Raw genomic sequence first — 24,774 nt, 5'->3', positions numbered from 1 at the left:
TTATTGGCCAGCAATCTTAGCTAATCCATTTTTTTACTGAACTATACTTGATTACCCATGGTCAAATCACGCCAGATAGGCACAGTTCACCATTAGCGCTCTGCGCATAACTTCTCCATCCCGATTTTTTACCCAATAATGTGCTTATCCTGGAGAACAACGTAACCGGTACAATACGTTCTCAGCCAATTGGGCAAACGGGTTGATCTTACCAAATGAAATGCTCCACCGCCGACCACTATATATTAAACGGCCAGCCATATACATTAAATCCTGCATAACTGTTCTTAACCTCCTTCGTGAGACTTTTTTTCTACGGTTGATCGGAAGATTGTTCTCATCCTGCTCCTCAAGGCTAATTTGGCCTATGATTCTAAGAATGTTATACGCCAAAAGAGCAAGATGGAGAATCAGGCTGTTGCTGCTAAAACGGCAACTGGGGAAGCGTTCTAACCCAAGATCACTTTTGATTTCTGAATGAAATTGTTCACTGGTTCCATGATCATGGTATAAATTGATGACCTCTTGGGGGCTCAGCCCGGCGATGGTAACCCAATAGGTCTCGACTTCAATTGTGGGAAAAAGCAGGGGCTCCCCTTTTTCTTCATATCGTTCAGTCACTTTGAAGACAATCGGACGTGGCAATGCCCGCCCTTTTGGGTCAACAGTTGTTTGCCCGACCCACACACTTTTGTGTCCACAGCGAATCAATCTAACGCTTTCAGTATTCTGGGCCAGGATAAGCCAACCATCCAAAGATTCTTTACGTAAATTGCGCTTAACCAAGACATCAACACCTTCGCATGTTTTTATTACTTCAAAATTATCCTGACTGTCATTTCCTGAATCAAGACGGATAAGAAGAGGTTCCTGGGTAATCTGCCTGGTTAATTTTAATATTTCTTGAATGAATTCCGGGGTGTTTTTTTGACAATGCTGGCTGCCTTCTCTAAGCTCTACATTGATTAAGTATCCTTCAGTTCCTAAATATCCGAACATTGGTGCATAGCCATCACAGCCTTTGTATGTCCTGGAAACTCCCTCTTTTTCGTTTTTGAATTGTCAAAAGGGCTAACGTCCAGATCTAAGGGAATATAATTGCCGACACTCGTCTGAACCGGTGAAATGGCGGGTGCTTTGCCTCGAATCATTTCAACTGAAGCCTCCTTGATAAGTTCATTGGCAGATTCCCCGATCAGGTCAATGCGTTCACGCAATGTTGATTGAGAAGGACAATTGCTGATTCCCAGAGATTGTGTAAAGAAAAATGGATCCTGCCTGAAAATTTCAATAGCGATATAGTCTGGCTTACCAACACAAATAAGTCCCAACATGGACGAAAGGATCTCTCCATGAGAAATATTAGGATCAACACAATGTACATCCGGTAAATTTTTGAACCGCTGGGCAAAATTAATCGACTTAAGCAATGCACCTACAGGGAGCAATCCGCTTTGACTGACAAGGTTTTCATTTCCATGTTTTACATTGATAGTGGTCGGCATCGGTCTTCACCTCCGAAGTGAATGTTTTTTTAATGCCATTGTATTAATTTTATATTAAAATTTCAATATGTTATAATTAAAAAAGCAATCTTTATGCCGCTAACTCAGGTTAATGATAATAATAAAAAGTGACGACACATTATATAATATTAAACCCGGCGTCAATATACCATTTCCATCCGAATGGATATAACCTTGAACCCCGGGTTTTAAATATGTTAATGTCAACATTATTATCCGCGGGGCATAACTCAAAACCAGACAAGCAACCAGGAACTTGTTATGAGGTTGAAATCCTTGTTCGCCATTCCGTTTTTTCTTTTGATCTTCGCACTGATTCATGCGTCTGTGCTTTCGGATGCACGTGCCCAAAACTTTTTTATCAATAAGATCGGAATGAAATTTGTTCTCATTCCGGCCGGATCCTTTATAATGGGAAGCCCTGACTCGGAAAAGGGGCGGCAAAAGGACGAAAAACAACACAAAGTGATTATCAGCAAAGGCTTTTATATGTCAGAAACCGAAGTAACCCAGGGTCAATGGGACCGCCTTGTATTTCCGAACCCGTCATCCTTTAAGCTGGGCAGTTACTATCCTGTGGATACCGTGTCATGGCATGATGCCATTGAATTTATTCGGTTTTTAAATAAGAGAGAAGGTACCCATACATACCGTTTACCCACAGAGGCGGAATGGGAATATGCCTGCCGGGCCGGCAGTCTGACGGCTTTTGCCACAGGGGATGTGACCACCTTCTCCTGCAAGGAGCCGGAAGCAGCGCTTGTTGATCATGCCTGGTACTGCTATAATTCCGGCGGGTTCTCACCGGCAGGAGATTTCAAACCCCATCCCGTCAAGCTTCTTAAGCCCAATAAATGGGGGCTTTACGACATGCACGGAAATGTTCAGGAGTGGGTCCAGGATTCCTGCAAGTGGCGCACACTGTGGAGTGCAGGCACAGGAACCATTACCCGCACCTATGTTGACGGCATTACAGATCCTTTGGAAACAAAAGGGGAACACCGGGTGGTCAGAGGTGGTGGATGGTTTCAAAATAGTAAATACCAGCGATGTGCTTACCGCACCAATTACAAGCCGGTGGCCCGGCGTAACAGCCTTGGATTCAGAATCGTCCGGGAGCAGTGAGCCGGCAAATTGAACTTCTTGAATTCTCAATTTGTTTTCCGGGCTGCGCGAACAGCCTGAAAAGATAAACCCCTGCCCCAAGCATTACAAAATCCCTGACAAGCAGCCAGACTGAGGACCAGAGACCCTTGGTGTCCCCCCCTTTGAGCATCCTAAAATATCTTGTTTACGAATCATAACCGGGCTTTAATAGCTTTGAATGTATCCACCCGTTTCTGCATGACAATAAGCTTAAGCCAGACTTCAAGCATACGAGCCATTCCAGCCTCTTTGGTGCCGGCTTGGAGCTGATCGGGCTTTAAAACATCATGGTTTGGTGCTTTTAAATTTTCTGCGGAACTTGCGGTTTTCTTTTGTGCGTCAAGGCGGGAAATGGTGTCAAGGATATTCTGAGCGTCAGGGTTCCGGCTTGTATCAATGGCCCTGTAAATTTCAAGGGCATCGTCTATATATCCCTGTTTCTCGTACAGGCGGGCCAGGGCAAGGCTTGCAAAATTACGGGTCATTTTTCAACTCCTTTGTCCGATTCTTAATTTGGGGGTTTCTCTTTGAAAACCAGTTCATCCTGGGCAGCCATTTCATGCTCATGTTTGGCCAAGTGCTTAATATATTCAATATCGGTTTTAAGTTTGTGTATCTCTTTTTCCAGCTTTGAATTTTGACTCTCGGCAATGGCAGCCTGGGCTTCAAGCTTTTCCTGCCTGGATTTAAACCGAGCATAGTCCACGACCCCTCTTGTGGAAAAGAAAAACATAAATAAAAGAATCACCGCTCCGCCCATGGCCAGGTAGAGACATATTTTTTCCATGCGGGTCATTTTTGTTTTAAAAAAATCCTTGTGAGTATTAGCATTTCCGGATTCGATGTAAGGCGGGTTCCCACCAGATAGCAGCCGGCCCCGATACTGATGCTGGCAACAATGCCTGCTGCCTGAATTATCCGGGAGGAATCCGACCAGAAGCCCCATATCCATCGAACTAAAAAAAACATTATAACAGACATGAAAACCGCTCTGCAAGCGCAAACCAGGACAGCCCTGCCCCGGACCCCAAAAGGTCCGGATGCGGCGAGCAAAATAAAATGGGCCACAGGTTTTCCTTGACATGTTTAACTCTTTTATATATCTTACCGAATTTGATATAAGTTTTACTATTTACTTTTAATTCTCTATTTTATGAAGGAGCTAGACCAAGTTGGCGAACCATAAATCAGCAAAAAAACGCGCAAAACAAAACCAGGTCAGGCGGATGAGAAACAAATCCGTAAAAACCTCCCTTAAAACCCTTGAAAAGAAACTTCGTGCAGCTAAAGAAGCTGGTGAGAATACCGAAGAACTGATGAAAAAGACCCAGTCAGCCATTCACAAGGCGGCTAAAAAAGGTATTGTTCACAAAAAAACCGCTTCAAGGAAAATCTCAAGACTGTTCAAATTTGCGAACGCATAAGTTGCGCGCTTTTGCACCATTTAAGCTCAGCCGGTCCAGATTATAAACCGGTGCCTGCCTTTTATAAGGACAGGCGCCGGTTCGTCCTGCTGCAGTTAAAAATCGTTTGTCATCCGGCTGACCAGGCGTTCGGCCACACGCTCGGCAATGAGATCAATCGCCTCCCGTTTATTGGCCTCATCATCCACGGAACTGATAGATACTTTATAAGACTCCGTGGCTGAGAAATTCTTTACTGACCAGAGAACCTTTCCTTCAGCTCCGGTCAGAACCACATCAACCACAGCCTTAACTTCCCTTTCCGTGACATCTTCCGAAGAAGATCTGGACAATGTGGAAAAAGTGATGGATTGAACCGCACCGGATATCTTTCGGGTGGCATTACCGCCCCCCACAACAATGGTATCCGTTTTTGCGGTAATTTCCCGGATCAGTTCGTTGGTAAAAGAGATCCCGGCCCTGGATTCGGTGCTCTTGTTTTCAAATACAGCCACAGAGACCCGGGTGATATCATTATCAATCAAACCACCGCCATCCAGTCCGTATCCACACCCCGGGCCGATTAGCAAAAATAAGACTAGCACCAGACATGCGATACATTTTTTCATAAATTACACCACGATATTAACAAGGGTCTGTTTTTTACGAATCACAATGATCTTACGGATCTCTTTTCCTTCGATGTACTTGACAATTCTTGAATCCCCAAGGGCGGCAGCTTTAATATCATCTTCATTTGAATCGGCACCCATGGAAAATTTTGCCCGCAATTTTCCGTTAACCTGAACCACAACAACCACCTCGTCGGTCTGCATGGAATCTTTTCTGAATTCAGGCCAGGGCTGTTCGAGAATTGAACCCTTGTTCCCCATATGGGCAAACAATTCCTCGCAGAAATGGGGAATGATGGGACTGAGCAAAAGCAGCACATTTTCAAGGCAGAACCAGATCACGGATTTGAGTTCATCATCCGCCTTTTCCAGTTCAATCGTGTACATGGCATTGACCAGCTCCATGACCGCAGCAATGGCCGTATTGAAATGAAAATTGGTTTCGATATCCGCGGTCACCTTCTGGATCGTCTGGTTGGCCTTGATATACAATTCCTTTGCCTGATCCCCCTTCAGTGAATCCGCCGGCCCTTTGTATGCATCAACACCCTGAATGGTTTCCATGCAGGTCAATGCCAGACGCCAGACACGATTGACAAAACGGTTACTGCCTTCGACACCATCCTCACTCCACTCCAAATCCCTTTCAGGGGGGGCGGCAAACAGACAGAACAACCGGGTCACGTCAGCCCCATATTTTTCCAGAAGCTCATTGGGATTGACCACGTTTTTCTTGGACTTGGACATTTTGATCACACGTCCGACATCCACATCCTTGCCACACATGGTGCAGACAAGATTGCCATCCTGTTTCTCGCCTTGCTCGGGAAAGAGGTATCCGTGCTCTGGACAAGTCATGGTCTCCTTACATACCATTCCCTGGGTCAAAAGCCGGGTAAACGGTTCTTTAAAAGGCACAAGCCCCAGGGTATTGAGAACCCGCAGAAAATACCGGGAATAGAGAAGGTGAAGCACGGCATGCTCCACCCCGCCGATATACTGATCCACGGGCATCCAGTATTCCACCGCCTTGGGGTCAAACATGCCCTTGTCATACCGGGGGGAGCAGTAGCGCAGGTAATACCAGGAAGACTCAACAAAAGTGTCCATGGTATCGGTATCCCTTTTGGCATCTTCCCTGCCGCAGGCAGGGCAGGTGGTCCTGGCAAAATAGTCCAGGGTCGGCAAAGGGGACTGGCCCTTAGCCAGCAGGTTGGCATCTTCGGGCAGGATAATGGGCAGATCCGTCTCCGGCACCGGAACCACCCCGCACGAGGGGCAGTGAATCACCGGAATGGGGGTGCCCCAGTACCGCTGACGGGAAATCCCCCAGTCACGCAGACGGAAAGAGACCGCGCGCTTACCGATGCCTGATGCTTCAAGCCAGTCCGCCATTTTCTCAATGGCTTCCTTGCTGTCCATGCCGTTAAATTGTCCGGAATTGATCATAATGCCGCGGCCGGTATAGGCCTCGGTCATGGTTGCGCCGTCAAGGATCTCTCCTTCCGGCTGCACCACCACCCGGATCTCAAGTCCGTATTTTCTGGCAAAATCAAAGTCACGCTGGTCACCTGAGGGAACGGACATAATGGCACCGGTACCATACCCCATTAAAACAAAATTGGCCGTATAGACAGGGATCTTTTCACCGGTGGCCGGATTGATACAATAGGTGCCGGTGAACACCCCTTCTTTTTCGTATTTTTCAATGCCTTCGGCAGAACGCTCCTGCCTGGACACCTTCTCAACAAAGTTATTTACAGCCGCTTCCTGGTCCGTGCCGCGGGACAGGGTCTCCACCAGGGGATGTTCCGGCGCCAGACACATGAAGGTGGCGCCGAAAATGGTGTCAGGGCGGGTGGTGAACACATTGATCACCTCGTCACTGCCCTCCACCTTAAAGTCAAGCGCTGCACCCACGCTTTTGCCGATCCAGTTTTTCTGCATGGTGGTGACATTGTCCGGCCAGCCGGGAAGTTGATCACAATGGAGAAGCAGATCTTCGGAATAATCGGTTATCTTAAAAAACCACTGCCATAATTTTTTCTGCTGAACCACCTGGGAGCAGCGCCAGCACTTGTCCTGCTCAACCTGTTCATTGGCCAGCACCGTCTGGCATTTTTCACACCAGTTAACATAGGACTCCTTGCGGTAGGCCATGCCCTTTTCAAGCATTTTTAAAAACAGCCACTGTTCCCAACGGTAGTATTCCGGCCGGCAGGTGGCAATTTCCCTGTCCCAGTCATAGGAAAACCCCATTTTCTTAAGCTGGGCGCGCATGGCCCGGATGTTGTCATAGGTCCAGGCTGCCGGATGGGTATTGTTATCAATGGCAGCATTCTCGGCGGGCATACCAAAGGCGTCCCATCCCATGGGATGAATGACATTGAAACCTCTCATGCGCTTGTAGCGGACCACCACATCTCCGATGGTGTAATTGCGCACATGCCCCATATGAATCTTTCCCGAAGGGTAGGGAAACATTTCAAGCAGATAATATTTTTCCCTGGACGAGTCTTCTTCCACTTTGAAAAGCTGAGTGTTTTTCCAGTATTCCTGCCATTTGGGCTCGACCTGGGAAGGGATGTACCGTTCCTCCATTATTTTAATTCCTTTCGAAAAATATCTATATTTATAGTTGAACCTTTTTAGATGCCACAAGAGAGGCGAAATAGCAAAGATATTTATAACAAAAACTTTAAATAAAACAATGATGCTTTTTATTTTCTATTACATGAATTATTGTTCTCGGAACCTCTCTACTTACAGTATTTTGAGGACCAAATTTATTTCTCCAACGCAAAAATTGGGGAAATCAGCATTTTGTAACAGCCTGTCGAGTCGTATACAGTATGAATAAATTTGATTTAACAAGGGATGATTAATGAAACCGGACTCAATGCAGCGTATATGTGAAACCAGGATACTGGTCGGCTTTTTAGGTGAAAAACAGCAGACATCCTGGTGGGGTTCTTCTTTTTTGTCACCATCAAGCAGAGCGTTTCTTGGGCCGATTTACCCCAATTCCATTGATGTGGCTCAATACAGCGGCGTCTGTCAGGCGGCGTCGATTGTCCATGACGAACATATAGGCATCGGTAAGCACTATCACCTTTATCGACTCCCGGATTCTATCGAACGGGCACTGTTTCAGTGCATACAGGCGCATAAAGTCATTAACAACATGTCTGACTTCCTGAAAAGCCACGACACAGCAGTTGAAAGACTTAAAGAATTGGGTGAAGATACTGTCAAAGAATCAGATGGACCTGTTACCGTGGGCCAATACGCGGATAATAAATTGGATACATTGATTCAAATATCCCGGTCGCACTATATCTCAGCCTTTCAAGGTGATTATAAAACGTTTCCTTACATGAGATGTATATGACCGGCGGTTCAAAAATAAGATATACGACACAACTTCAGGCGGGCTTGGGCCTTATTGAAGAGACAAAGTCGTTATTGTCGATTTACAAACCCGGGATGACAGTGACTGAACTCTATGATGCAGCCTTAGAGTCCGGACTGTTTCCCATGGTTTCTGCCAGGCGGTTGAAAAATATAATTGGCGAATGCTTTTCACCCAGATATCTGAAAACAGACTCAGCAAGATTTCTGAAACCGATTAGCCAAAATGCACCGGCACATGTTTTTAACCAGCATCTATTCGTGTTTACTGCGCTGGCCAACCAGATTCTTTTTAACTTCATAATAGAGATTTACTGGAACCGGTATGCCGGCGGACGAGACATGCTTTCAATTGATGATGCCAGAGATTTTGTCAGCCAGGCCGTCAATGAAGGGAAAACCCAAAAGCCCTGGTCCGAAACAACCATACGCAGAGTCTCATCTTATTTGATTGGATGCTGCGCAGATTATGGTATGTTGTCATCCAAGCGATCCCCTGTCAGGCAAATCCAATCCATCCGTCTTGAGGAATATACCCTGCTCTTTTTTTCATATTGGCTGCATTTTCAACAGATGGGTGACAATCGCATCATCAAACACGATTTATGGCAGCTGTTTGGATTGACGCCGGATGATGTTAGAGAGGAGTTGAAACGAATTTCAAAAAAAGATTGGCTGATTGTTCAGTCAGCCGCAGATGTAACACGAATCAGCTGGCGTTTTAACAGCTTGGAGGAGGTCGTTGATGTCATCACTGAAAGCTGATTTTAATGAATTGATCAAACGGATCAAAACGGGACGGGAGCTTGGGCATGCCAGTTTCGAGCCCATATTTTACCTGGTGTTCTCCCCAAAGCAAATCCTTGACGTTAAACGTCAAATGCCTGCCTGGACGGCCAAACTTAAAAATGAAGGATGGAGGGTGAACATCTTTTCCATGGCCGTTGAAATAAACAAGATCCTTGAGGCGGCACCGCTGCGAAAAATCTGGCTGGCAGCCGACACCAAAGCACCTTTGCAGTGGGACAAAACCAATAAAGCTCTGGCCAATGCCCTGGGCAACGGTACGCTGCAAAAAAAACTCGAAGCTGTGCTCGAAGACCTGGAATCAGATCCCCGGAATATCCTGTTGGTTACCGACATTGAAGCATTGCATCCTTATATGAGGATAGGCGCCATTGAAAGCCGGCTCCAGGGCAAATTCACGCTCCCCACAATATTTTTTTATCCAGGAACACGAACGGGCAAAACCCAGCTGAAATTTTTAGGATTCTATCCGGAGGACGGCAATTACAGATCGGTTCACGTTGGTGGTTGATACTCAAAATTTAGGAACCTGCCATGGAAATTAAAAATTTATTCGATACAAATAAGGACATTTACCGCACCATTGAAAAAGTAATCACCTATGGTGCTTCCCAGCAAGCCCGTCTCAAGGCTGAAATCTCAGAATACGTGGTCACCGAAAGCATTGAAGAGCAGTTTGAAAAACTGCTTGAGAAAATGCAGGCGGCAATGGAAGCAGGTGGTGAAAACGAGGTGGGTGTCTGGGTGTCCGGTTTTTATGGATCCGGTAAAAGCTCTTTTACCAAGTACCTGGGACTGGCCTTTGACGAGAACGTAACCATTGACGGCATTGCTTTTATCCAGCACCTGCAGGACCGCCTGAAAAAATCAACCACCCGGGCATTACTCAATACGATTGCCAGGCGGTTTCCCGCTGCAGTCCTGATGCTTGATCTTGCCAGCGAACAGGTGGCCGGTTCCACCATGGAAGAGGTTTCCACGGTTCTTTATTATAAAGTACTCCAGTGGGCCGGATATTCGCGCAATTTAAAGGTCGCGGCATTTGAACGAAAACTTAAAAAAGAAGATCGCTACAATGAATTTTTAGACCTGTTCAAAACGTACACCGATGGCCAGGCCTGGGTAAATTACCGCAACGACGACCTGGTAGTGGACAGCCTGATCCCGGAAATTGCCCACCAGATTTACCCATCTCTTTTTAAAACACCGGCTTCATTTTCAACAGAAACAAGCGAAGTGATTCGCTTTGAAAATGACCGTGTTGAAGAGATGCTTGAAATTGCCAGGGAAGCTACCGGCAAAGAACACATCATTTTTATCATTGATGAAGTCGGCCAGTATGTCGGATCCAAGAAGAACCTTATTCTCAATCTCGACGGGCTGGCTAAAAATTTGAAAAATATCGGTAACGGCAAAGTATGGATTATCGGAACCGCCCAGCAGACATTAACCGAGGATGATCCCAATGCCTCTTTGAATTCACCTGAGCTTTACAAGTTAAAGGACCGGTTTCCCATTCAAATTGATCTGGAGGCCAATGATATCAAAGAGATCTGCTACAGCCGCCTTTTAGGGAAATCTCCGGCCGGTGAAAATGAGCTGGGAGAGCTGTTTGATAAACACGGGCAGATGCTGCGCCATAACACAAAGCTGGTGGACGCCCGGGTATATGGCGCGGACTTCGACCGAAAAACATTTATTGATCTATATCCTTTTTTACCGGCTCACTTTGACATTCTCCTGCACCTTCTAGGGGCGCTGGCAAAAAGAACCGGAGGTATCGGGCTCAGGTCAGCCATTAAGGTGATTCAGGATATACTTGTGGAGGGGGCTGACAGCCGGACACCCGTTGCCGATCAACCGGTGGGCTGGCTTGCCACAACCGTGACCATTTATGACACCCTTGAAAAGGATATCCGCAGGGAGTTCGCCTCATACCATCAATCTGTGGGCAAAGTGGTCAACAATCGCTTCCACGACTCCATAATACACCAGGATATTGCCAAGACTGTCTGTGTCCTTCAGATCCTGGGCAATCTGCCTGTTTCCGCTGAGAACGTTGCAGGCCTGATGCATTCGGGAATCAGTGATGTTTCCTGCCTGGATCAGGTAAAAGTCGCCGTGGAAGATCTCATCAACGATCCCATTGTTCCATTTGGAGAACAGGACGGGCAGCTTTGCTTTTTCAGTGAAAAACTCAATGATATTGAACAGGAACGCGCCACCGTCCCCTTACGGCCGGTTGAGCTTCGACGGATTCAAAACGAGGCATTAAAAGAGATCTTTTCTCCGCTTCCAAGCACACAGCTGGCCGGAAGCCTGTCTGTGCAAACCGGTCTTAAAGCCCTTTCATCCAGCGGCCTGCCCGTATCCATTGCAGGAGACAGGAATACCATCCAGACCTTTATCGAGATTGTGGACCCCAAAGCGTATGATACCACCAAAATACGCCTGACTGATGAAAGCCGTCATAATTCAGCGAAACACCATATCTTTCTTGTTGGCCAATCAACACCTGAAATGGAAGAACAAATCAATCAGATTTACCGCAGCCGGGAAATTGTCAGCAAGTACCGCAGCGAACCGGATCAGGAGGTAAAAGAGTACTGCAACGGCCAGGCAAACCGGGCCAACCGCCTGATGATTGATCTGGAGCGACTGATTAAACGCAGCCTGCTCCAGGGGTCTTTTATCTTTAAAGGGGAGGTCTCTGCGGTGGAAAGTATTCATCCAGAGCTGATCGAAGCCTGCCGTAGACATCTGTCCGGGGTGGCAGAACAGGTGTTTGACCGGTATGCCGAAGCCCCTTACAGGGGCGGAACCGATCTGGCCGAAAAATTCCTGCGCCTGGGCAATCTCACCGGTGTCACCTCGCAGACCGATCCGTTAGGGCTGGTGCAGACCCAGGGCGGACGACCGTCCATCAATACCGACCATAAAGCCGTTACAAGCATCCGGGACATGATTGAACGCCAGGGTGCCATAGAGGGAAAACGGCTCATAGAAATTTTCACCGGCGCGCCCTTTGGCTGGTCCCAGGATACCCTGCGGTACCTGGTGGCGGCCATGCTGGTGGCAGGAGAGATCAAACTCAAAGTGGCAGGCCGGGAAGTAACGGTAAAGGGACAGCATGCCATTGACGCCTTGAAAACCAATAACACGTTTAAATCCGTGGGCATATCCCTGCGGGATGAACGCCCGAGCATGGAAATCCTGGCAAAGGCGGCCGACCGCCTGACAGAGCTGAGCGGGACCATTGCCGATCCTGAAACCCTGACCTTTCTGGACAACCAGGGAGAGCAAACCGCCTTAATACTGCGGGAAACCCTGACCCATTATCTTACAACCATTCCGGGCAAATCCCAAAATACAAGAACCTCTCAGACACTGGACCGCATCATCCGGGAGCAGGCATTTACGGTCCTGAACCGGTTGAGCGCGCTTCGCATGGCCGGAGCCCGGGGCTTTTTGATTGAATCCATTGCCAACGGCTACAGTTCCAAAGGATTTCAACTGTATAAAAATCTGGCAGGCACAGCCCTGGGCAAAACCGAGCAAACCGTAACTGGAGATACCTATCGCCAGTATCTGTTCAGCCTGTTTGATGAATTCAGTGGGGAGTTGCCTGTGTTGTTCGACCGATACAGCATCCAGGGGCGGTTATTTCCCCGGGAGTCAGCCCTGCTGGCCCTGCTGGAGCAGATCAACCATTTTGAGATTGAGCATCTCTGGGCCGAAGATGAGACCATTGGATGGATTTATCAGTATTTCAACTCCCAGGAAGAACGCAAAAAAATGCGGGCCGAGTCCCAGGCCCCCCGGAACAGCCGGGAACTGGCGGTGCGCAACCAGTTTTTCACCCCCCGCTATGTCGTGGAGTTTCTCACGGACAACACCCTGGGCCGAATCTGGTATGAGATGACCCAGGGGAAAACGTCTCTTGTGGGCAGTTGCCGATACCTGGTCCGCAGGCCCAATGAATTTTTTTTGGCAAAGGGTGAGGAAGCACCGGATACGGACGAAGAAGCGCATGAAAGTTTATCCCAGGAAGAACTGCTCAAGCAGCCGGTTTACATTCCGTTTCGGGCGTTGAAAGATCCCCGGAACATACGCATGCTTGATCCTGCCTGCGGCTCCATGCATTTTGGACTTTATGCCTTTGACCTGTTTGAAAAAATTTATAAAGAGGCGTGGCAGCTGGAAACGGAGTTGGGGCCGAATAAATTGGAACGGCCAAAAAAATTCAAGCCGTTGCAGGATTCCTTTGCAAATTTTGAAGAATTCCAAAAAGCCATCCCCAAACTGATTCTCGAGCATAATATTCACGGTGTGGATATTGATCCCCGCGCCGTCCAGATTGCAGGGCTTTCCCTCTGGCAGAGGGCCCACCGGGCCTGGCACCAGATGGGAATAAAACCCAGTGACCGTCCCATGATCAGAAAATCCAACATCGTTTGTGCCGAACCCATGCCCGGGGATAAAGAGATTCTTAAAGAGTTCACTTCAAAGCTGCATCCCCCCGTGTTAGGGCAATTGGTTGAAACCATTTTTGACAAGATGGAACTAGCTGGAGACGCAGGGACTTTGTTGAAAATTGAAGAGGAGATCGCCTCAACCATCAGTAGAGCCAAGGATGAATTCAATCAGGAAATTTTACGGAGTAAAGAAGAGGAAGGATTTCTTCCTGGTATGGCGCCCAAAAGGCAGTCCACCCTTTTTGATTTTGCGGAATTGCCGGATAACACCAATTTTTGGGAGACTGCTGAAAAACGAATTCTGGATGCATTGGGAAACTATGCGGATCAGGCGGAGTTTGACAAAGGGCAGAAGCGGCTTTTTGCTGAAGATACCGCTAAAGGATTTGCTTTTATCGATCTTTGCCGGAAGCGGTTTGATGTGGTGTTAATGAATCCGCCGTTCGGGGCTCCGGCAGATTCTGCCAAGGGATATTTAAAAAAAACATATGCAAATCATGTTCAAGATTTGTACTGCCTCTTCATAGAAAGAGGTATAAAAATGTCACTCTCTTCTAATGTTGGGGCAATAACATCTAGCTCTTTTTTAAAATACAATGATTATTCATCTTTTAGAGAATGTCTACTTAATAAAAATCTTATTGACGAACTTCTTGATCTTGGTTGGGGAGTGTTGGATGATGCCTATGTAAGTGCCGCAGCCTATGTTCTCTCTCAATCCGATACTAACCATTGGATCTTTACAGACTACAAGAGAATCGAAAAAAAAGAAGAGCAACTACTCTCGGATATTTTTGCGATTCACAAAGGCAACAAAAATACATATCTCTACTTTGTTGAGCACCAATTATTTCATAAAATAGATAGTTCTCCTTTTTGTTATAGTTTTCCTGCTGATTTCTTTAAATGGGTAGAAACATCAAAAAAATTAATCGATTTAACTGAAAATAATGGGATTGGGGCTGGGCCGCATAATTTCTTTTTTAGATTGCACTGGGAAGTAGATAAAGAAGATTTAAAAGTGCATGGTAGATGGCCTATGCTTCCCAATGGTGGGCAATTTTCACCATACTATCGGAGTAATAATCTCGTAATAGATTGGCGACAAAATGGTGAATTTATCAAAGAACACTTGAGGAAGAAATACCCTTATCTAAAAGGAAATGTTGGTATAAAAATCCAACGAGAGGACATGTATTTCCGAGAAGGAATTACTTACGGCAAAAAAACAGACAGATATAATGCTCAATATATGCCGAGAAATTGCATTCCATCTTTTGAAGGAATTGCTATTTATCCAAAAGATAATAATGACATTATGTGGATTTTGGCCTACTTAAACACTCGATTTGTTGCATATTATCTTAATCTCACTAGTGGATTACATAAAAATTCTATTTATTTGGATAGATTGCCACTTCCAGATCTAAATGACCCCAAAAAAAATGAATTGGCTAATAGAGGGCGTGAAATATTAAAATTAACAAAAACGTTTAATATGTTATTTGAAACTGACAAATCTTATAATCGAGAAGCCGTCATTTCCCAAATTAAAAATTTTGATAGTTTCAAGTCCTTGCTTTTATGGATTTTTCAAACAGAACTTAAAATTGCAACATTGAATGAGGAAATTGAAAATCTAACGATTGCCGACATTCCAATATCAGAAAATATTAAAAATGAAATCTATGAAGATCAAGGAAGCTTATATTTTGAGAACGCTAATGACGTAAAAAGGCAGGCATTGGGCATCCCGAAGAACTTCGGGATTTCAGACTTATTAGCTGATATGAAGTCAGAACAAAAGTTTGAATTTAGTAACTTCACGTCTAAATATTGTATTCCTGCAGAAAAAATATTCTGGCTTCAACAATACTTATTGTCGCTTGCTTTAGGGGTCTGGGTTGATAAAGAAACAAAAGGAATTTTTTCTCTTGGGGATGATACTGAAAATTCTTTAGATATTACCTTAAGCAATTTTCTTGATATGGAATTTAAAGGTTTAAAAGATTTTAAATTATTGGAGATTGATGATCGAGAATCAATCTCCAATAATTTAACTAACAATAAATTTTTTGAATACCATTATAAAGAATATAGCGCATCGAATCGAAATGCACCCATCTACTGGCCTCTCCAAACCCCATCCCGTTCCTATACTATATGGGTTTATTACCACCGCTTAACAGCGCAAACCCTATACACCTGCGTAAATGATTTTGTAGACCCAAAGCTTAAAATCCTTACAGAGGATCTGACTGATCTTCGCAACAAATCAACCCGCAACAGCACCGAAGAAAAGGAGGTGGCCAGGCTCACCGACATGAAAGTCGAGTTGAAAGATTTCAGGGATGAACTGCTGAGGCTTGCCAAATTCTGGCAACCCAATCTGAACGATGGAGTCCAGATCACGGCAGCACCCCTGTGGAAACTGTTCCAGCACAGGCAATGGCAGCAAAAATTGAAAGAGACCTGGGAAAACCTGGAAAAAGGCGAGTATGACTGGGCGCATCTGGCATGCAGCATCTGGCCGGAACGGGTGCTGGAAAAATGCCATACGGACCGAAGCCTGGCCATTGCCCATGATGTGGAAGACGATTTCTGGGAAGAGATAAAGGTGCCGGTCATACGCCGGGGCAAAGATACGGGAGAGACAAAACAGGAGTGGCATCCCAGAAAACTGTCGGGAAACCAGTTGCGGGATCTGATCCAACAGATCATTGAAACAGGTCAATCATCCCGGTAAACAGGAGATAAAATCCATGCAGAATATATCTTCAAAGAAAAAAGGCATTCCGAGGATTGAATCGGTAAAGGTACAAAACTACCGGGCGCTGAAAAATGTCACCCTGGATAAACTCACCCCCATGACCGTGCTGTTAGGCCCCAACGGCAGCGGAAAATCCACCATATTTGATCTGTTCAATTTCTTGTCCGAATGTTTTCAATATGGCCTGCGCCATGCCTGGGACCGCCGGGGCCGGGGGAAAGAGATTAAATCCAGGGGCGCTGACGGTCCGGTTGTGTTTGAGCTCAAGTACCGGGAAGCGCCGAAAACCCCCATTATTACCTATCATCTGGCCATTGACGAAGGGCAAAAAGGCCCGGAAGTGGTGGATGAGTGGCTGCAGTGGCGCAGGGGCAGCAAGGGTCAGCCCTTCCGGTTTCTGGAGTTCCACCGGGGCATAGGCAAAGCCGTCAGCGGAGAGGTTCCGGATGTGGATGATGTCCGCACCGAGTCCAACCTGCGGTCCCCGGATCTGATCGCGGTCAACACCCTGGGACAGCTGTCGGATCACCCCAGGATTGCGGCTTTGCGTGAATTTATTACGGACTGGTATGTGTCCTATCTTTCCATTGATCAAACCCGCAACCAGCCCGAAGCAGGCCCCCAGGAGAGGTTGAGCAAGACCGGGGACAATCTGCCCAATGTGATCCAGTATTTAAAGGAGCGGCATCCGGACCGGCTGGAAAAAATATTTGAGATCCTTCGCAGAAGAATCCCCCGGCTGGAGCGTGTGGATGCCGATCCCATGCCGGACGGGCGCCTGCTGCTGCAAATTAAGGATGCGCCTTTTGAAAAACCGGTGCTCTCAAAGTTTGCCTCGGACGGGACCATGAAAATGCTGGCGTACCTGACGGTGCTTTATGATCCGGAACCACCGCGTTTTGTCGGCATTGAAGAGCCGGAAAATTTTCTTCACCCCCGTTTGCTGCCGGAACTGGCCGAGGAGTGCCGGGCTGCGTCTGAAAACGCACAGTTGTTGATTACCAGCCACTCTCCGTTTCTGCTCAATGCCATGCGGGATACAGAGGTGCGTATCCTGTACCGGGATGACAGCGGTTTTACCCAGGCGGTCAGGGTGTCTGATATCCCGGGCATGCCTGAAATGATAGAAGCCGGCGGTTCCATCGGACATCTCTGGATGGAAGGGCACTTTGGTTTTGGTGATCCCCTGGTCAACTTCGGCGCGCCCAGGCCCGGAAAAAAGGGGGAAAAATAATGCTGGAGAAGCTGATCGTTTTTGTGGAGGAGTATTCCATGGAAGCGGCATTGGACATCTTACTGCCCGGCATGCTGGACGGGATCGACTATCAGATTATCCGATTCCAGTGCAAGGATGATCTGATAAAACAGCTGCCTTCACGGCTGAAAGGGTACAGCGCATGGATGCCCGAAACCTGGTCGATCCTGGTTTTGGTGGACCGGGACGATGATGATTGCATGATTTTGAAACAGCAATTGGAACAATATGCCCAAGACGCAGGACTTTTAACCAAAAGCCACGCCCAGGCCGGTGAAAATTTCAAAGTGACCAACCGTATTGTGATCGAAGAGCTGGAATCCTGGTACTTCGGGGATTGGGCAGCGGTTAAAACGGCTTATCCCAGGGTACTCGGCACCATCCCGGAAAAAGCACCGTATCGAAATCCCGATAACATCCAGGGCGGAACCTGGGAAGCCTTGGAACGAATTTTAAAACGAGCCGGTTATTTTTCAGGGGGCCTGCGCAAAGCAGAGTGCGCCAGACAGGTTGCCCGGTGTATGGATATTCATCAAAACCGCTCCTTAAGTTTTAATAAGTTCTGCGGGGCTGTACAGTCTATTGTTGCAGGAGCTATTGCATGAGCATCAAATCGTTTATTCAGGAAGAGATATTAATGCCCCGCCTGCAAAAAGCGCAGGTGCTGGCTGTATATGATCCGGATTGCCGCTATGGCGAGTTGTGTCTCGGGATGGCCGATGATAAACGCCGGGTGGTGGATGCAGGCCCCTCCAGTATCACCAGCCGGGCTGCTGCCATTGAAGGTCTGTCAGCCCTGGGCCGTCATGAAATAGACCAGCTGCTAATTTATGTGCCGGCTGCCAAACCCGTTGAAGAAGAGGAGAAGCAAAGAGATCCTTTTGCACTCTATCTGGCCTGCGGAGCAGTTTTCCCCGATGGTGACGGAGATACCTATTTGAGCATCTGCCTCAAGGCCAAGCCGGATCACGCGACCCAGGTACGGGATGTGTTTGCAAAGGATGAAAACCCTGGCTTTGCGGTGATTGATGCCATTGGCGGCGGTTTTAACTGGCCGAATTTAAGGGCGCTTTTGTCTGTGGAATCCACCCGGGATATCCTGTTTGCCCTGCTCAGTCCCAGTGACCGGCAGCAGGATGCGCTTAAAGGAAATGACGCCTGGGTTGGGGAGGTAAAAGACCTTTTAAAAGGGAGCATAGGCCTGAGTCTGAAGACAAAAGGGAAAACCTGGTCAACCATTGCAGACGAACTGTGGCGTTATCTTCTGTTCAGCGAATTTATGTTTGATTTGCCCGAATCCCTGCCGGAAAGCTTAAGCAACGTTCCTCATGCGCCCGGGGCGGCCAAACCCTTGATTGAAGATATCTGTGAACGGCTGCGCAATGACCGGCGCACCCAGAATGTTTACGTTTTGCGGGCTGAATCCATAGAGAGCAAGTCCGAAGGGCTGAACCTGGTTGAGGCATGCAGTCATATAAAAGATCTTGGGATCAAAGATACCTTTCCCTTTGAAGAGCGGACTTTTTTAAGGAATGCGATTACATCTTTACTGGACGATGATATTGATCAGGCCCGGGAAATTATTTCAGGCCATGCGGCCTCTGTGTGGAACGGCAAAGGAGAAAGTCAGGCACAGTGGTATTTTTTGCGTTCTGCAGTATCCCTGATAGAATGCTGCCAGGATAATGATCGGGCATTGCAGGATCATGGGAAATCCATGGATGCACTGATCGACTTTTATAAGTACATGGACAAATATAAATCCAGGTTAAGAAAACGAAATTGTAAATTCCTTACCGACGCTTGCCAATATATTATTCAACTCAGTTTTCAAAAATTCAAATCCTTTATAAGCAGATGTTGATAGCCAAAAGTACTTGATATGTTTCCATAAAATTTCAATCAGATTCAACTCCGGTGAATATTTGGGGATAAAGTATAGAAAAAGGCCTCTTTCTTCCCATGTCCCAATTTGAGATTTAAAAATGGCGCTGTGATGTATTGGAGCATTATCCAGAACAACAATGGTTCTTTTTGTTATGTAACGTGAAAACGCATCAAAGCAGGCGGTTACAATATCTGAAGTAACTGAGCAGTCAAAAACGCAAGGAAAGAAATCATTTTGCTTATTCAAGAATCCCAACACATTGATTCTTGAGGTTTTTCCACTCGGAAGCAAAAGCTGCTCATCCTCATCTTGCCAGGCATATGGAATCTCAGGCACGCCGGTAAAGCCAGATTCATCAAAATAATACAAGTCAATGATATTTGCCTGATCTTCATCTTTCAAGATTTCAATTTCCTTTTGCGCTTCCCTGAACTCGTTCTCATTGCGTTTGCTTTTGAGAGATTTCCGTCCTCGACACCAACGCAGTTTTTTTTTATAATCCGTTTCAGGGTTTTTACGCTGACTTTTTTACCAAATTTTTCCTGTATTTCAGTAATGGCACTTTTAAGTTGTCTTGGATTTTTCTTCACAATATCAATAACTTCATCATGCATCTCACTATGGATCAGCGGCGTTCTTCCAGAACGTGGTTTATCAATTAAAGAGTCAAATTGATATTTTTCCCATCCATCAATCCACTTCGAAACTGTTTCCTGAGTGGTCAAACATATTTGTGAAATCTGACTGATACTATACCCAGAGTTGCTCAATCGGATTGCTTGAGCCCTGAGTTTAGTACGGTTTGACTCTTCATCCGAAAATTCAATAAGTGACAGCCATTTTAATGCCAACGGCTCAATTGGAGAAATAAATTTTTTACCCGTACGTCTCATCTGATATCCTTGCTATGCAAATTTAAAAAAACAATGATTTGTTGCAAAGCAAGATTATACAGGAATTATATTTGTCCACCTACTTATCAGCCGGTTCAGGGAGGTGGATCAGCGGCACCGCGAATTTGAGCAGGCCGTCAGTGACTATGCCTGGAAAGATATCCAGGGGATTTTTAAACCGGTACAGGCCTTTGCCAGAAAGCAATACAGCATACTCGCCAGCAAAGTTCAGTCCTTTTTTACCAGGTATTTTCAACAGACGGGCTGGCCTGTCACCGGAAGAATGGCAAATACCGCAGTGTTTGATAAAATGGTGGCACCGAAACTCGAGATCAGCGGCCGCAAAATCGCGTTTATCATGGTGGATACCTTGCGGTATGAGTTAGGTGTTGAATTGGAAAAACAGCTCTCGGAAGAGACACAGGCCCGGATTACCCCGGCACTGGTGCAGCTGCCAAGCATTACCCCCGTGGGAATGGCCGGTCTTTTGCCCGGGGCATCTGCTGATTTTAAATTGATCAGAACCGATGCCGGATTTGCACCCCAGGTCAATGGGGCTGTCGTGGCCAATGTCACCCAGCGGATGGATTTTATTAAAAAGAAATACGGGAGTCGTTTCCAGGAAACCCGGCTGGAGGAATTTGTGCGCAAGCGGTTTGACATTAGCCCGGATACAGATCTGCTGGTATTAAGATCCGTGGAAATTGATTCGCATTTTGAAAACAATCCGGATACGGCACCCACAGAAATAACCAATGCGCTTAAGCGGATTCGCGTGGCGGTTCACAAGCTTCGGGAAGCGGGATTTGAAGAGGTGGTCATTGCCACAGACCATGGTTTTTTTATGAACACCCATGCAGGCCCGGGGGATACCTGTCAGAAACTGCCCGGTGACTGGGTGAACATCCATGACCGTGCCTTGTTGGGTGACGGCCAGGCCGATGCAATGCATTTTTGTGTGGAGGCTGAAAAGGCCGGCATCCAAGGCGATTACAAATGTTTTGCCGGTCCTTTGAGCATGGCATCCTATAGAGACGGTTTGCTTTATTATCATGGCGGGTGTTCGCTTCAGGAGTGTGTGGTGCCGGTGATCCAGTTGCAGTTAAAACAAAGCACCTCTTTTGAAGCGAAAGAGGTTTCCATTGAGCTGAATTATAAAAACGGCGCAAAACGGATTACAACGCGACTGCCGGTCATAGATGTTCAGGCGATTTCCCAGAGCCTTTTCTCCCCGGATAAAGAATTTGAAATTTTGCTGGAGGCCCATGACAAAAAGGGGAATGTTGTTGGGGAGGCAAAGCCCGGAGGGCCTGTCAATCCGGCAACACGCGCCATTACGCTTCAAGCGGGCGGAAAAGAAAAGGTGGCGATTAAAATGAGCATGGAATTTGAAGGCAAATTTAAAATCAAGGCGCTTAATCCCACAACAATGACAGCCTATGACCAACTTGATTTGGAAACAGATTATACGGTGTAAAATATGGACGCATTAGATAAAAAGCTGATTTCAGAGTTTGGCGGGAAAGTGGTTCGCAAAGACCTGCTCCACCGCATCAAAAAAGGCACCAATGTGCCCACCTTTGTGCTGGAGTTTTTGCTGGCTCGGTATTGCGCCAGTGATGAACCCGCTGAAATCCAGGCCGGGCTTGAAGCTGTTCTGGAAACGCTCAACGACAATTATGTGCGTCCCAACGAGGCCAACAAAGCCCAATCCAAGGTGGCTACCAAAGGCAAATACCGGTTTATCGATAAAGTCCATGTCAACTATGTGGAAAAAGACCGGCGGCATTGGGCTGCGCTTGAGAATTTCGACTCCAGGCGGATTGCCATTGCCCATAAATATTTTGATGAGAATGACCGGTTGCTCCAGGGCGGTTTGTGGGCGGAAGTCACCATTGCCTACAATGAGATTGAAGATGATGCCTATGCGTTTTATGTGGAAGACCTGCGTCCGATTCAGCTCAGCCGTTTCGATTTTAACCGGTATTGTGAAGGAAGAAGCGCGTTCAGCCGGGATGCGTGGATAGATATTATTCTGCGCTCCGTAGGACTGGAACCCACGGTTTTATCCCATCGTCTGAAACTGCACTTCATTGCCCGGTTGTTTCCGCTGGTGGAGCCCAACTTTAATTTTATTGAGTTGGGTCCCCGCGGCACCGGCAAATCATACTTTTTCAGTGAATTTTCTCCGTATTCAACTCTGATCAGCGGCGGCCAGGCTACCAAGGCAACCTTGTTTTATAACAATCAGCGAAAAAAGATAGGACTGGTCGGGTTCTGGGATACCGTGGCTTTTGACGAAGTCGGAGGGATCAAGGTAAAAGACCAGGATACCATTCAGATCATGAAGGATTTTATGGCCAACGGCCGGTTCTCCCGGGGAGTCGAGGTAATTGCCGACGCATCCATGGCCTTTGTCGGGAACCTGGACCTGTCCGTCCAGCAAATTGTCCATTCAGAGGTTTATGACCTTTTTCAGCCCCTTCCCAAAGAATTTGATTTAGCCGTAATGGATCGATTTGCACTTTATCTGCCCGGCTGGGAGATGCCTAAAAACAGCAGTGAGTTTCTAACCAAAAACTATGGGTTTATCACTGACTATCTTGCCGAAGCATTTCACCATCAGCTCAAGCACACCAACCGGTATGAAGAGGTCAGCAAACGCATTCGTCTTGGAAAATCCGTTGAAGGTCGGGATGAAAAAGGCATAAAAAAGACGGTGGCATCTTTCCTGAAGATCCTTCATCCGGCCGGAGACGTCTCAGATAAAGAATTTGAAGAATATGTCACCTATGCCATTGAATGCCGCCGGCGTGTTAAAGAACAGATGAATAAACGCAAATCAGATGATGAGTTTGCAAAAATCAATTTGTCGTATATTAACAATCAAGACGAAGAAATTGTTGTGTACTGCCCGGAATCAAAAACAGCCGAAGCCACCCAGGATCCTGTCAGAAAGGATATCCACGATGGTGAAGGGGCCAAGGAAAGCAGTCAGCGCAAACCCGCAGAAAAAAAGATTGCTCCAGAACCAGAGCATAAAAAACTGCCGGAACCGGAAGAACAACCAAGTCCGGATATCATCATAAAAGAGAACGCCCAAGAACCCAACGCGCAACATTTTACCATCCAGTATGGTGCGACAGGCTACAGCTATGAATCCATTCTCTCCCCGTATCTGACAGGGGCTAAAACCATAGAGATAGAAGATCCTTACATCCGGGCAAACCATCAGGTCCAGAATTTCATCAGGTTTTGTGAAGCAGTTGTCAAAACACCGACAATCCAAAAAATTTCACTTTGCACAGGTTACGATGATCAGACTGATTTAAAAGAGCTTTCAGACCGGCTCAATGATGTAAAACAAAGTCTTATAGAACTGGATATCCAACTTGATATCAACATAAACGAACATCTCCATGACCGTGAAATCAGGATCGACAATGGCTGGACAATTAAAATCGGCCGTGGACTGGATCTGTATCAAAAACCAGATTCCTGGTATAGCGTTGGTGTTTATGACCAATCCCTTAAAAAATGCCTTGAAACCAAAATTGATATTTTTAAACGAGACGCAGAGCCGGGGGAACAGTAAGCTGTCCACCCTGTAAAATGTGACAACCATCAAGCCGCATGCAATTCTCCTGGAAAAAATCAGACATTCATATTGACCTCATATATCTTAGATGATATAGAAAGTGGTTTTATTGTCTCATGATAGACAATGCACATAACTATTTTATCCTTGCTCCGGGTTATTAACAAGGTTGATCCGGGGCTTTATATCCACGAGGAGGAAAAATGAGGAAGTACGAGACCGTATTCATTGCTGATCCTGACATGTCGGATCAGGCCCGTGAAGAACTGTTCGAAAAAGTCAAAAATATTATTGACAAGGAAGGTGGCATTCTTCTGAACTTTGATGAATGGGGCGTAAAAAAACTCTCCTATGAAATCAAAAAGAAATTGCGCGGGTATTATGTCTGCCTGACTTACGGCGGCACCGGCGAACTTGTCACGGAGCTTGAGAGAAACTTTCGCTTAAGTGATCTTGTTATGAAGTTTATGACTATCCTTATCACGGAACACGTCACCGAAGAATCTCTTAAACAAGACGCTGAGCAGTTTAAAGAAGCAGCCAAGCAAGCTGCATTAGCCACACCCCAGGAAGAAGATCAAGGGGGCGCGGATGAAGAAGACGATTTGGATGAAGATAATGCAGATGATCAGGACGATGAGGAAGAGACCGAATCTGAACCTGCCGAAGAATCCAAAGAATAATTCAAGCACAAAGGAGATCAAGTATGTTTAAAGGTCATAGAGGCGGCGGAAAAAACAGGTTCTATCAGCGCCGGAAAATATGCAGGTTCTGCGTGGACAGCTCCATGGAAATTGACTATAAAAATCCCAAAGCACTCAAACAGTTCATTACTGAACGGGGCAAAATCATCCCCCGCCGTATCACAGGAACCTGTGCGAAACATCAGCGCAAGCTGACAATCGCCATCAAGCAGGCCCGGCAGATTGCTCTTCTGCCGTTTGTGGGACGCCCCTTAAATTAAAACAAA

Annotated in this window: 21 protein-coding genes; 13 read left to right on the top strand and 8 right to left on the bottom strand. The window is 46.5% G+C overall.

The features are described 5' to 3' along the window. Positions 1–144 precede the first annotated feature (144 nt). Together DESPODRAFT_RS21025 and DESPODRAFT_RS21020 are read right to left on the bottom strand one after the other, a co-directional pair. Complete coding sequence (locus DESPODRAFT_RS21025) at positions 145–999, bottom strand: IS1380 family transposase (protein ID WP_052314677.1); 855 nt, start codon at positions 997–999, stop codon at positions 145–147. Then, complete coding sequence (locus DESPODRAFT_RS21020) at positions 984–1,505, bottom strand: hypothetical protein (protein WP_052314674.1); 522 nt, start codon at positions 1,503–1,505, stop codon at positions 984–986. The genes DESPODRAFT_RS21025 and DESPODRAFT_RS21020 overlap by 16 nt, the downstream gene beginning before the upstream one ends. A 282-nt stretch (positions 1,506–1,787) precedes the next feature. Here DESPODRAFT_RS21020 and DESPODRAFT_RS08985 point away from each other — a divergent pair, with 282 nt between their 5' ends. After that, positions 1,788–2,651, top strand: coding sequence for a formylglycine-generating enzyme family protein (locus tag DESPODRAFT_RS08985; protein WP_004072962.1), 864 nt, complete (start codon positions 1,788–1,790; stop codon positions 2,649–2,651). A gap of 173 nt (positions 2,652–2,824) precedes the next feature. Here the strand turns inward: DESPODRAFT_RS08985 and DESPODRAFT_RS08980 are convergent, their stop codons facing one another. After that, positions 2,825–3,157, bottom strand: coding sequence for a hypothetical protein (locus tag DESPODRAFT_RS08980; protein WP_004072961.1), 333 nt, complete (start codon positions 3,155–3,157; stop codon positions 2,825–2,827). Positions 3,158–3,180: 23 nt separating this feature from the next. Continuing rightward, positions 3,181–3,459 (bottom strand): FtsB family cell division protein, encoded by a 279-nt coding sequence (locus tag DESPODRAFT_RS08975; RefSeq protein WP_245532047.1) that lies wholly within the window; start codon positions 3,457–3,459, stop codon positions 3,181–3,183. 385 nt (positions 3,460–3,844) lie between these two features. On the opposite strand from DESPODRAFT_RS08975, the gene rpsT reads away from it, so the two are divergent. Then, on the top strand, positions 3,845–4,096 hold the full coding sequence (rpsT, locus tag DESPODRAFT_RS08965; RefSeq protein ID WP_004072958.1) for a 30S ribosomal protein S20: 252 nt from the start codon (positions 3,845–3,847) through the stop codon (positions 4,094–4,096). A 95-nt stretch (positions 4,097–4,191) separates the two neighbouring features. Here rpsT and lptE read toward each other — a convergent pair whose 3' ends face one another. Both lptE and leuS read right to left on the bottom strand, forming a co-directional pair. After that, complete coding sequence (gene lptE, locus DESPODRAFT_RS08960) at positions 4,192–4,704, bottom strand: LPS assembly lipoprotein LptE (RefSeq protein ID WP_004072957.1); 513 nt, start codon at positions 4,702–4,704, stop codon at positions 4,192–4,194. Between the two features lie 3 nt (positions 4,705–4,707). Further along, complete coding sequence (gene leuS, locus DESPODRAFT_RS08955; RefSeq protein ID WP_004072956.1) at positions 4,708–7,308, bottom strand: leucine--tRNA ligase; 2,601 nt, start codon at positions 7,306–7,308, stop codon at positions 4,708–4,710. A gap of 283 nt (positions 7,309–7,591) precedes the next feature. On the opposite strand from leuS, the gene DESPODRAFT_RS08950 reads away from it, so the two are divergent. The 7 genes from DESPODRAFT_RS08950 to DESPODRAFT_RS08915 are packed head-to-tail and all read left to right on the top strand — an operon-like array spanning position 7,592 to position 19,289. Further along, a complete protein-coding gene (locus tag DESPODRAFT_RS08950; RefSeq protein WP_004072955.1) occupies positions 7,592–8,098 on the top strand; it encodes a BrxE family protein in 507 nt (168 codons plus the stop codon). Next, a complete protein-coding gene (locus DESPODRAFT_RS08945; protein ID WP_004072954.1) occupies positions 8,095–8,883 on the top strand; it encodes a BrxA family protein in 789 nt (262 codons plus the stop codon). Before DESPODRAFT_RS08950 ends, DESPODRAFT_RS08945 begins: the two co-directional genes overlap by 4 nt. Beyond that, the gene (locus DESPODRAFT_RS08940; protein ID WP_004072953.1) at positions 8,864–9,436 is read left to right on the top strand and encodes a BREX protein BrxB domain-containing protein; all 573 of its coding nucleotides are present in this window, start codon (positions 8,864–8,866) and stop codon (positions 9,434–9,436) included. Before DESPODRAFT_RS08945 ends, DESPODRAFT_RS08940 begins: the two co-directional genes overlap by 20 nt. A 23-nt stretch (positions 9,437–9,459) precedes the next feature. Then, complete coding sequence (pglX, locus tag DESPODRAFT_RS19975; protein WP_004072952.1) at positions 9,460–16,146, top strand: BREX-1 system adenine-specific DNA-methyltransferase PglX; 6,687 nt, start codon at positions 9,460–9,462, stop codon at positions 16,144–16,146. A 16-nt stretch (positions 16,147–16,162) separates the two neighbouring features. After that, positions 16,163–17,404, top strand: a complete 1,242-nt coding sequence (locus DESPODRAFT_RS08925; protein ID WP_004072951.1) for an AAA family ATPase — start codon at positions 16,163–16,165, stop codon at positions 17,402–17,404. Beyond that, a complete protein-coding gene (locus tag DESPODRAFT_RS08920) occupies positions 17,404–18,030 on the top strand; it encodes a DUF4276 family protein (RefSeq protein WP_004072950.1) in 627 nt (208 codons plus the stop codon). The genes DESPODRAFT_RS08925 and DESPODRAFT_RS08920 overlap by 1 nt, the downstream gene beginning before the upstream one ends. After that, positions 18,027–19,289, top strand: coding sequence for a hypothetical protein (locus tag DESPODRAFT_RS08915; RefSeq protein WP_052314681.1), 1,263 nt, complete (start codon positions 18,027–18,029; stop codon positions 19,287–19,289). The genes DESPODRAFT_RS08920 and DESPODRAFT_RS08915 overlap by 4 nt, the downstream gene beginning before the upstream one ends. On the opposite strand, the gene DESPODRAFT_RS21015 is transcribed toward DESPODRAFT_RS08915, so the two are convergent. Beyond that, complete coding sequence (locus DESPODRAFT_RS21015; protein ID WP_040016018.1) at positions 19,194–19,799, bottom strand: IS630 family transposase; 606 nt, start codon at positions 19,797–19,799, stop codon at positions 19,194–19,196. The two genes, DESPODRAFT_RS08915 and DESPODRAFT_RS21015, sit on opposite strands and share 96 nt — an antisense overlap. Further along, positions 19,712–20,206: a helix-turn-helix domain-containing protein gene (locus DESPODRAFT_RS21010; protein WP_040015913.1), complete on the bottom strand. Its 495-nt coding sequence runs from the start codon at positions 20,204–20,206 to the stop codon at positions 19,712–19,714. The genes DESPODRAFT_RS21015 and DESPODRAFT_RS21010 overlap by 88 nt, the downstream gene beginning before the upstream one ends. 103 nt (positions 20,207–20,309) lie before the next feature. On the opposite strand from DESPODRAFT_RS21010, the gene DESPODRAFT_RS08900 reads away from it, so the two are divergent. From DESPODRAFT_RS08900 to rpsR, 4 genes are all read left to right on the top strand, one after another. Next, a complete protein-coding gene (locus DESPODRAFT_RS08900; RefSeq protein WP_052314680.1) occupies positions 20,310–21,683 on the top strand; it encodes a PglZ domain-containing protein in 1,374 nt (457 codons plus the stop codon). A 3-nt stretch (positions 21,684–21,686) separates the two neighbouring features. Then, entirely contained in the window at positions 21,687–23,801 is a 2,115-nt protein-coding gene (gene brxL / locus DESPODRAFT_RS08895) for a BREX system Lon protease-like protein BrxL (protein WP_004072948.1), read from the top strand. A gap of 206 nt (positions 23,802–24,007) precedes the next feature. Continuing rightward, positions 24,008–24,487 carry a 30S ribosomal protein S6 gene (gene rpsF / locus DESPODRAFT_RS08890; protein WP_004072947.1) on the top strand — a complete coding sequence of 160 codons (480 nt, stop codon included), beginning with the start codon at positions 24,008–24,010 and terminating at the stop codon, positions 24,485–24,487. Positions 24,488–24,510: 23 nt separating this feature from the next. Then, positions 24,511–24,768, top strand: coding sequence for a 30S ribosomal protein S18 (gene rpsR / locus DESPODRAFT_RS08885; RefSeq protein WP_004072946.1), 258 nt, complete (start codon positions 24,511–24,513; stop codon positions 24,766–24,768). Positions 24,769–24,774: the final 6 nt, after the last annotated feature.

This window comes from Desulfobacter postgatei 2ac9, assembly GCF_000233695.2.
GTDB lineage: Bacteria > Desulfobacterota > Desulfobacteria > Desulfobacterales > Desulfobacteraceae > Desulfobacter > Desulfobacter postgatei.
This window is presented reverse-complemented; position numbering and strand designations above follow the sequence as displayed.